The following is an 8,541-nucleotide window of genomic DNA, read 5'->3' as shown; positions in this document are numbered from 1 at the left end:
CCTTCACGATCATAGGAAAGGTCGCCGACGAGGAGCCCGACGTTATCCGTTCCCAGATGGAGAACGAGATCAGCTTCTATGACCGCGCGGGCAACAAGACTTTCTTCGGCACCGCGGCGGCCCCCGGGCCCATCTACCAGTTGGCCGACGAGGCAAACACCATCTGGCTTGACGCCGGACTGATAACCGACAGCGCCAAGGTCGATACCCTCATCGATCCCTCTTTCGTGAACGACTAGTCAATCGAATGTCAGGAGTCAGTGATGGCACTCACCGTTTCGCAAGACGTTAGCGACGTGACGATGTCTTCTGCTGAGAATCAACCGGACGAGGCCACGCAGCCTGGCCGGCCGGATCGTCCGGTCTGGCTGGGTGGGCTGCGCGAGGCCTTCACTCCGATGAGTCATGGACGCCGGCTGCCCGGGCTGCTGCTCGGCGTCAGCGCCTTCGTCGTGCTGCTCGGGGTCTGGTCGGTTGTCACGTACGGCGGATTCATCGACGATCTCTTCCTGCCAACGCCCGGGCAGACGCTGTCGGCCGGGATCAGAATGTTCGGCTCAGGCTTCACCAGCGATGTCGCGGCCACCGTGATTAGGGTGATGTCGGGCTTCGCCATCGCTGCCGTGGTGGGCGTTCCTGTCGGAGTGCTTATCGGGGCCTATGCTCCCGTGCAGTCGTTCATCGAGCCGCTCTTCTCTTTCGTGCGCTATATGCCGGCATCCGCCTTCATCCCGCTATTCATCTTCTGGATCGGCATCGGCGAATCCGAGAAGATCGCCGTCATCATCTTGGGCAGCTTGCCGCAGATCGTGCTCATGGTGGCGTCCAACATTCGCAATGTGCCGATCGCGCTCATCGAGGCCTCGTACACCTTGGGGACCGACCGCGCAAACGTGCTGTGGAAGGTGATTGTGCCGAAGGCCTCACCTGACATCCTCGACACGCTGCGAATCGTGCTCGGCTGGGCGTGGACATATGTCATCGTCGCCGAGATCGTCGGTGCTTCGTCCGGCATCGGCTACTCGATCCTGCAATCCCAACGGAGCATGGCGGTTGACCGCATCTTCGTTGCGATCCTCACGCTGGGCGTCATCGGGCTGATCGTCGACAACGTCCTCTTCCTGCTGAACCGCGCGCTCTTCAAGTGGAACGCCGTCAAGGAGTCGGAATGACCGCATCAGTGACAACAGGTCACCTGGAGATCAGCGGCATCTCGAAGGTCTTCACCAGCCGCGGAAAGCCCGTGCGTGCGCTCGCAGAGATGGATCTGAGCATCAGGCCGCGCGAGTTCGTCAGCCTGCTCGGCACGTCCGGTTGCGGCAAGTCGACCCTGCTGCGCATCGTGGCCGGGCTGGAGAAGCCGACCACCGGCACGGTCAGTCTCAACGGACGAACGGTCGAACGACCAGGACCCGATCGCGGAATGGTCTTTCAGGCATACACCCTCTTCCCCTGGCGGACGGTGCTGCGCAACATCACTTTCGGGCTGGAGCAACAGGGCAAGAGGCGCAGCGAGTCGACCCAGACCGCCGAACAATTCGTCGATCTGGTTGGGTTGCGCGGCTTCGAGGATTCCTACCCCGCCGCGCTGTCCGGCGGCATGAAGCAGCGTGTCGCACTCGCGCGGGCGCTGGCGTCCGACCCGGAGGTGCTGCTCTTGGACGAACCCTTCGGTGCGCTCGACATGCAGACCCGCGAATCGATGCAGAACCTGCTGCGCCAGATCTGGGAGCGGACGCACACGACGGTGATCATGGTGACCCATGACATCGACGAGGCCGTGCTGCTGTCAGATCGGGTGGTCGTGATGTCCGGTCGTCCCGGCGACATCAGGGAGATCCTCGACGTGGATTTGGGGCCGAAGCGCGACGCCGGAACTCGACTGACCGAGGAGTTTCTCGTCTACCGGCGGCGGGCCACGCTCGCGCTGCACGCGCACTGACATGGCAGCGGATACGACGCGATCGGTAGCAAGGGCGACGGAACTCTTACGCGCGATCTGTGAGCAGCCGGGCATCACGTTGTCTCAGGCGGCTCGCGACTGCGACCTGGCGGTGTCCAGCGCATTCCGGCTTCTCAGCACCCTGGAGAGCGAAGGCTTCGTGGCTCGCGAAGCGGGCGGCTGCTATGTCGTCGGCCCGCAGATGATCCGGCTCGGCGCTCACGTCTTCGCAGACAACTCGCTTCGCCGGATCTGTCGGCCCGGGATGGCCGAGTTGGCCGACCAGACCGGAGAATCGATCTACCTCAGCGTGGCCAACCAGGGCAGTGCCTTGTACATCGCGATGGTCGCCGGTCAGCAGGCTGTGCAACTCAAGAGCTGGGAAGGGCAGACTGTACCGCTGCGCGGCAGCGCCATCGGAAGGGTGCTGACCGGCAGGCTTCCCAGAGATGAGCCCTACGCGGTCGTGCCGTCCGGCGTCGAGAAAGATGTCACGGCCATCGCTGCGCCTATCTGGTCGGGCAACAGCGTGATCGCGGCACTCAGCATGGTGGTGCCGAGCTATCGGCTGAATGGGTCGGCTGGTCGCTACGGCGAGTTGGTCGCCGAGCGGGCCGGCGAACTGTCGGCATTGCTCGGATACGAGCGCAAACAAGAACAATCGCGGCGGCGCCGCCGGCTGCCCAGCCGAGGGCGCCCGCCCACACGGCGCACAGGCGCCGTCGGATCGAACGACAATGGAGGCACGCAATAATGGTGGACAATGCGTTGACCAGCGGAGCGATGCAGATCAAGCTGGATTTGACGCTGCCCGAGATGCCGGGATTTCAACCGGGCATACGCCGCGCACCGTCACGAGGATTCCACCTGACCAGCGAGCAGACGAAGCTCGCGTTGCGCAATGCCCTTCGGTATCTTCCGCAGGAATTGCACGCTGTCATGGCGGCCGAGTTCTTGCAGGAATTGCGCGACTACGGCCGTATCTACGCCTACCGCTGGCGCCCGGAAGGGCGCATCCTCGGAAAGCCGATCGACGAATACGACGGCAGGTGTCTCGAAGGCCGTGCGCTGCAGGTGCAGATTGACAACAATCTCGACTTCGATGTTGCGCTCTACCCCTATGAACTGGTCACCTACGGAGAGACGGGTTCGGTCTGCCAGAACTGGATGCAATACAGGCTCATCAAGAAGTACCTGCAGAATCTCACCGCTGACACCACTTTGGTGGTCATGTCGGGCCATCCGCTGGGACTATTCCCCTCGCGGCCCGAGGCCCCACGGGTGGTCATCACAAACTCCTTGATGGTGGGCCGCTTCGACAACCAGAAGGAGTGGGAGATCTCCGAGGAACTGGGCGTGGCTAACTACGGCCAGATGACCGCTGGCGGCTGGATGTACATCGGCCCCCAGGGCATCGTGCATGGCACCTTCAACACATTGCTGAACGCCGGACGGGCCAAACTCGGCATTGCCGACGAAGGCGATCTGGCCGGGGTCTTGTTCGTCTCGTCCGGACTGGGTGGCATGAGCGGCGCCCAGCCGAAAGCGGCCGAGATCGCTCGTGCCGTGGGCGTGATCGCCGAGGTCGATCTGTCCCGTATCCAGACCCGGATGGATCAGGGATGGGTGGACTACTGCTCGGACGATCTGGACGAGGTCTTCGACGTCGCCCGGGAGCATCTCGGCGCGGGTACCCCGGCGTCCATCGCCTATCACGGCAATATCGTTGACCTTCTTGAATACATCGTCGACCATGACATCGTGGTGCCGCTACTCAGCGATCAGACCAGTTGCCATGCCGCCTACGACGGCGGCTACTGCCCGCAGGGCCTCAGCTTTGGCGAGCGGACAAGGATGCTCTCTGGCGACCGCGAGGAGTTCTGCAGGCGAGTGGACGTGAGCCTGCGCAGGCATTTCGAGCTGATTGCCGAACTCACCAGCCGCGGCACCTATTTCTTTGACTACGGCAATTCGTTCATGAACGCGGTCTACGAGGCCGGCGTCACGCAGATCGCGATCGATGGTGATGAACGCAACGGCTTCATCTGGCCCAGCTATGTCGAAGACATCATGGGGCCGGAACTATTCGACTACGGGTACGGTCCGTTTCGCTGGGTCTGTCTCAGCGGCAAGCACGCGGATCTGGTGAAGACCGATGCTGCGGCGATGTCGTGCATCGACCCGAACCGTCGTGGTCAGGACCGAGACAACTATCTGTGGATACGCGACGCAGAGGCCAATAACCTGGTCGTCGGCACTCAGGCGCGGATCCTCTACCAGGATGCCAAGGGGCGCCTGGACATCGCGCTCAAGTTCAATCAGATGGTGCGTGCCGGCGACATCGGCCCGGTGATGCTCGGTCGTGACCACCACGACGTCTCGGGCACCGATTCACCGTTCCGCGAAACCTCCAACATCAAGGACGGCAGCAACGTGATGGCTGACATGGCCACCCAATGCTTCGCCGGCAATGCCGCTCGCGGGATGACACTTGTGACCCTGCATAACGGCGGAGGCACCGGCATCGGTAATGCAATCAACGGCGGCTTCGGTCTGGTGCTGGATGGATCGGCCCGGGTGGACGAGGTGATCCGGTCGTCGTTGCTGTGGGATGTCATGTGCGGCGTCGCGCGGCGTAGCTGGGCACGCAATGAGCACTCAGTGCAGACCGCAGCCGAGTTCAACAACGAGTATCTTGGCCGGGCGCAGATCACCCTTCCGTATCTCGTCGAGGACGACGTCATCGACTCGGTTGTGAAATAGGCGGATCATGAGCGATTCATCGATGTGGACAGTGGCGGGATTGCTACGCGAAATCGCCTCCATCGGGCAGGACAACGAACGCGGCGGCTACTCGCGTCACGTTCTGGAAGCTCCCGAACTGGAGTTGCGCGAATGGTTCGTCAGCAAGGCCGACTCGCTCGGGTTGACCGTGCGGGGTGACGCGGACGCCAATATCTGCGCGTGGTGGGGAGAACCGGCAGCCGGCGCGATTGCCACCGGCAGTCATCTGGACTCCGTGCCGGGCGGGGGCGCACTCGATGGGCCCTTGGGTGTGGTCAGTGGGCTGGTTGCGGTCGCCAGGCTGCGCGACAGGATGGACGTGCCCTCGCGTCCGCTGGCCCTTGTGGTCTTCGCCGATGAGGAGGGCGGCAGATTCGGGATGCCGTGTCTGGGGTCTCGATTGGCGAGCGGTTTGCTCACGCCGGATGCCGCGCGGGAGCTGGGCGACCGGGCGGGCATCGGATTGCCGGAGGCATTCGCTGATGCAGGCCTGGCCGCCGAGTCGATCGGCCCGGCCGGGTGGGTGCGAGATATCGCCGCGTTCATCGAGTTGCATGTCGAGCAGGGTCGTGGGCTCGTTGACTTGGGGCGGCCGATGGCTATCGCGTCGGCAGTTCGTCCGCATGGTCGCTGGCGGCTGGAGTTCGGCGGTGAGGGTAACCACGCTGGCACAACCCGGCTAGCCGACCGGCACGATCCGGTGCTGCCGATGGCATCGACGGTGCTGGCCGCCCGACACGCTGCCTTGACGGCACAAGATGCGGTGGCCACGGTCGGTCGTTTGCACGTCATACCTGGCGGCACGAATGTGATCGCGTCCAAGGCGTTTGCCTGGCTGGACGTTCGTGCCGAGCAGGACCACGTAGTGGAGGAGGTCGTCGACCACGTTCTCTGTGATGCGCAGATCTCAGCGCGCAACGAGGGCTGTTCGTTCGATTGGCATCAAGAATCGTGGACACCGCGCACCGAGTTCGATGCGGGTCTGCGCGCCGTGATGCATCGCACCCTGGGCGGCGATGTGCCTGAGCTCAGCACCGGGGCTGGCCATGACGCCGCCGTGCTGGCCGAAGTCCTGCCTACCGGGATGCTTTTCGTCCGCAATCCTACCGGCGCGTCGCACACCCCGGTTGAGTCGGCAAGCGATGAGGATTGCGAGCTGGGGGCCTCGGCTTTGGCATCGGTACTGGAGGACCTGCTGCGATGATCTGGTGCCGCAGTGCCCTCGTGGGGGGCCAGTTCCGGGATGCGGTAAGCATCGGGGTGGACGGCTCCGGGCGAATCGACTCGATCACCTGCAGCGCGCCTGTGGGCGACTCCGATCTGCGGTTGGGCAGCGTGGCCCCGGGATTCGTGAACACCCACTCGCATCTCTTCCACCGCGCATTACGGGGCAGCGTAATAGGCGATGACTTCTGGTCATGGCGTGACGCAATGTACCGGCTGGCCGCAGCGCTCGACCCGGACACGTACTACGAGCTGGCTCGCGGCGTCTACGCCGAGATGGTCGCAGCGGGATATACCGGGGTTGGCGAGTTTCACTATCTGCACCACGCGCCTGACGGACGACGATATCCCGGGCACGCCATGGAGCAGGCGGTGGCCCACGCCGCGATTGACGCCGGAATCCGGCTGGTGCTGCTCGACACCTGCTATCTTCACGGTGGCATCGGTGCCGAGTTGTCGCCGGCCCAGAAGCGCTTCGGCGATGGCACTACGACTGCCTGGATCGAGCGATGGCATGACCTGCGCGATGTGTTGCCGTCCTCGCCTTTGGTGCGGCTGGGAGCGGCCTTGCACAGCGTGCGGGCGCTCACTCCCACCGAGTGCGCAGCGGCCGTGGCCGGATTACCCGACGATGTCCCGTTACATGTGCATGTCTCCGAACAGCGCCGCGAGAACGAGGAATGCCTAGAGATGTGGGGCATTAGTCCGACGCAGCTACTCGCCGAGGCCGGGGTCGCAAGTCCGCGCAGTACTTTCGTGCATGCCACTCACATCAGCGACGCCGACATTGCCCTGATTACTCAGACTGGCGTGACAGTCTCGCTGTGCCCGACGACCGAGGCCGACCTTGGGGACGGCATTGCCAGGATTTCGGAGCTGATCGGTGCGCGAGTGCCGCTGAGCATCGGTTCTGACCAGAATGTCGTCAGCGATCCATTCGCCGAGATGCGCCTTCTGGAAGCGACCGCGCGCCTGGGGAGTGGACGGCGAGGTGTGCTGACCGCGGGTCAGCTGTGGCTGGTCGGAACGCTGATGGGTCAGGTGAGCCTGTATGGAGACGATGCCGAGGGTGTGCCGGGACTGCGGGTCGGCGACTGGGCCGACCTCGTCGAGATCGACGAGAGCTCCACTCGACTCGCCGGAGTCGATCCGCTGCAGTGGCCGCTGACCGCGACGGCCGACGATGTGGCTGCGACAATCGTCGGCGGCGCACCGCTGCCGAGGAGCGATGGATCGGGGCTTCGTGCGGCACTTGCTGGGCTACGGGAGGCGGCGGCAGCGTGACGGCCACTTTGATGCACGGGATCGGACTGCTCGTCACCAACGACCCGCAGTGGGGCGGACCGCTCGGCGAACTCCCGGACGCTGCGATCGTGATCGAGGATCAGCAGATCGTGTGGGTGGGGTACGAACGGGCTGCGCCGGCGGCCGATCTGGCTGTCGATCTGGCGGGTGCTTGCGTGATTCCGGGATTCGTCGATTCCCACAGTCATCTGATTTTCGCCGGCGACCGTGCCGACGAATTCGGTGCACGGATGAACGGCGAACCCTATGAGGCGGGCGGCATACTGCGGACGGTACGCGCCACCCGGCAGGCCGGCGACGATGAACTGCGTGCGATGGTGCATCGGTTGCGCGACGAGATGTGCGCGCAGGGCACCACGACCTTCGAGGTCAAGAGCGGCTACGGCCTCGATGTGGCCAACGAAGCGCGGCTGGTGCGGATCGGCGCCGAGTTCACCGACGAGGTGACCTTTCTCGGCGCGCACGTGGTTGCGCCTGAATACCGAGACAATCCAGACGACTACGTGCGGCTGGTCTGTGGGCCCATGTTGAAGGGTTGCTCGCCGTTCGTCCGCTGGATCGATGTCTTCTGCGAGCGGGGGGCGTTCGACGCCGCACAGAGCCTGGAGATCCTCCGGGCGGGCAGGGACGCCGGCCTGGGGCTGCGGCTACATGCCGCGCAACTGCAGCCGAGTGAGGTGATCCCATCGGCGGTCGACCTCGGCGTGGCCTCCATCGATCATTGCACCTTCCTAAGCGATGCCGACATTGCTGCTCTCGCCGATTCGCGAACCGTAGCGACACTGCTGCCTGCTGCCGAATTCAGCACCCGCCAGCCATATCCCGACGCCAGCCGTCTGCTCGATGCAGGTATCACCGTCGCAATGGCCACCGATTGCAATCCGGGCACCGCGTTCACCACATCGATGCCGTTCTGCTTGGCGATCGGCGTGCGCGAGATGCACCTGACGCCGCAGCAAGCGCTGTGGTCGGCCACTGCGGGCGGTGCTGCGGCGTTGCGCCGCCGGGACATCGGGTTCATCCGCCCAGGCGCGCGAGCTGACCTCGTCCAACTCAATGCGTCGCATTGGCTTCATCTGATGTATCGGCCCGGTGTGCTGGTGATCGGACGCGTCTGGAGCGCCGGACGACTGGTGGCGGGCCGCAGCATCGTGTAGGTCAGGCGCTCGCGGCGGCCGCACCTCGTCGGGAACGGAGCCGCGATCTGTTCGGGTGTCGTCCGGCTGTCAGGCGCTCGGCGCATCCGATTCTGCGAGGTCTTCGACGTAGGCCTGCAGGGCGGTCGT

The 8,541-nt window shown here is 64.2% G+C and carries 8 protein-coding genes; all 8 read left to right on the top strand.

Annotated elements, in window-relative coordinates:
• Positions 1-239, top strand: a 239-nt coding sequence (locus AAFP05_RS05320) for a hypothetical protein (protein WP_341728814.1), incomplete at its 5' end; no start/stop codon positions are given.
• A 63-nt stretch (positions 240-302) separates the two neighbouring features.
• A complete protein-coding gene (locus tag AAFP05_RS05315; protein ID WP_341728813.1) occupies positions 303-1,172 on the top strand; it encodes an ABC transporter permease in 870 nt (289 codons plus the stop codon).
• Entirely contained in the window at positions 1,169-1,942 is a 774-nt protein-coding gene (locus tag AAFP05_RS05310) for an ABC transporter ATP-binding protein (protein WP_341728812.1), read from the top strand. Before AAFP05_RS05315 ends, AAFP05_RS05310 begins: the two co-directional genes overlap by 4 nt.
• Before the next feature lies 1 nt (position 1,943).
• Positions 1,944-2,696, top strand: coding sequence for an IclR family transcriptional regulator (locus AAFP05_RS05305; protein ID WP_341728811.1), 753 nt, complete (start codon positions 1,944-1,946; stop codon positions 2,694-2,696).
• Positions 2,696-4,705: a urocanate hydratase gene (locus tag AAFP05_RS05300; protein WP_341728810.1), complete on the top strand. Its 2,010-nt coding sequence runs from the start codon at positions 2,696-2,698 to the stop codon at positions 4,703-4,705. The genes AAFP05_RS05305 and AAFP05_RS05300 overlap by 1 nt, the downstream gene beginning before the upstream one ends.
• Before the next feature lie 7 nt (positions 4,706-4,712).
• Complete coding sequence (locus AAFP05_RS05295) at positions 4,713-5,930, top strand: allantoate amidohydrolase (protein WP_341728809.1); 1,218 nt, start codon at positions 4,713-4,715, stop codon at positions 5,928-5,930.
• Positions 5,927-7,234: a formimidoylglutamate deiminase gene (locus AAFP05_RS05290; protein WP_341728808.1), complete on the top strand. Its 1,308-nt coding sequence runs from the start codon at positions 5,927-5,929 to the stop codon at positions 7,232-7,234. Before AAFP05_RS05295 ends, AAFP05_RS05290 begins: the two co-directional genes overlap by 4 nt.
• 11 nt (positions 7,235-7,245) lie before the next feature.
• Positions 7,246-8,412 carry an imidazolonepropionase gene (hutI, locus tag AAFP05_RS05285; protein ID WP_341728815.1) on the top strand — a complete coding sequence of 389 codons (1,167 nt, stop codon included), beginning with the start codon at positions 7,246-7,248 and terminating at the stop codon, positions 8,410-8,412.
• Positions 8,413-8,541 lie beyond the last annotated feature (129 nt).

It is taken from the genome of Brooklawnia sp. (genome assembly GCF_032229645.1).
GTDB lineage: Bacteria > Actinomycetota > Actinomycetes > Propionibacteriales > Propionibacteriaceae > Brooklawnia.
The sequence above is the reverse complement of the archived record's forward strand: the minus strand, read 5'-3'. Positions and strand labels throughout refer to the sequence as shown.

Bases quoted from the DNA above. Each gene is read 5' to 3' on its own strand.
- AAFP05_RS05315 (WP_341728813.1), top strand. From the start codon at position 303: ATGTCTTCTGCTGAGAATCAACCGGACGAGGCCACGCAGCCTGGCCGG.
- AAFP05_RS05310 (WP_341728812.1), top strand. From the start codon at position 1,169: ATGACCGCATCAGTGACAACAGGTCACCTGGAGATCAGCGGCATCTCG.
- AAFP05_RS05305 (WP_341728811.1), top strand. From the start codon at position 1,944: ATGGCAGCGGATACGACGCGATCGGTAGCAAGGGCGACGGAACTCTTA.
- AAFP05_RS05300 (WP_341728810.1), top strand. From the start codon at position 2,696: ATGGTGGACAATGCGTTGACCAGCGGAGCGATGCAGATCAAGCTGGAT.
- AAFP05_RS05295 (WP_341728809.1), top strand. From the start codon at position 4,713: ATGAGCGATTCATCGATGTGGACAGTGGCGGGATTGCTACGCGAAATC.
- AAFP05_RS05290 (WP_341728808.1), top strand. From the start codon at position 5,927: ATGATCTGGTGCCGCAGTGCCCTCGTGGGGGGCCAGTTCCGGGATGCG.
- hutI (WP_341728815.1), top strand. From the start codon at position 7,246: ATGCACGGGATCGGACTGCTCGTCACCAACGACCCGCAGTGGGGCGGA.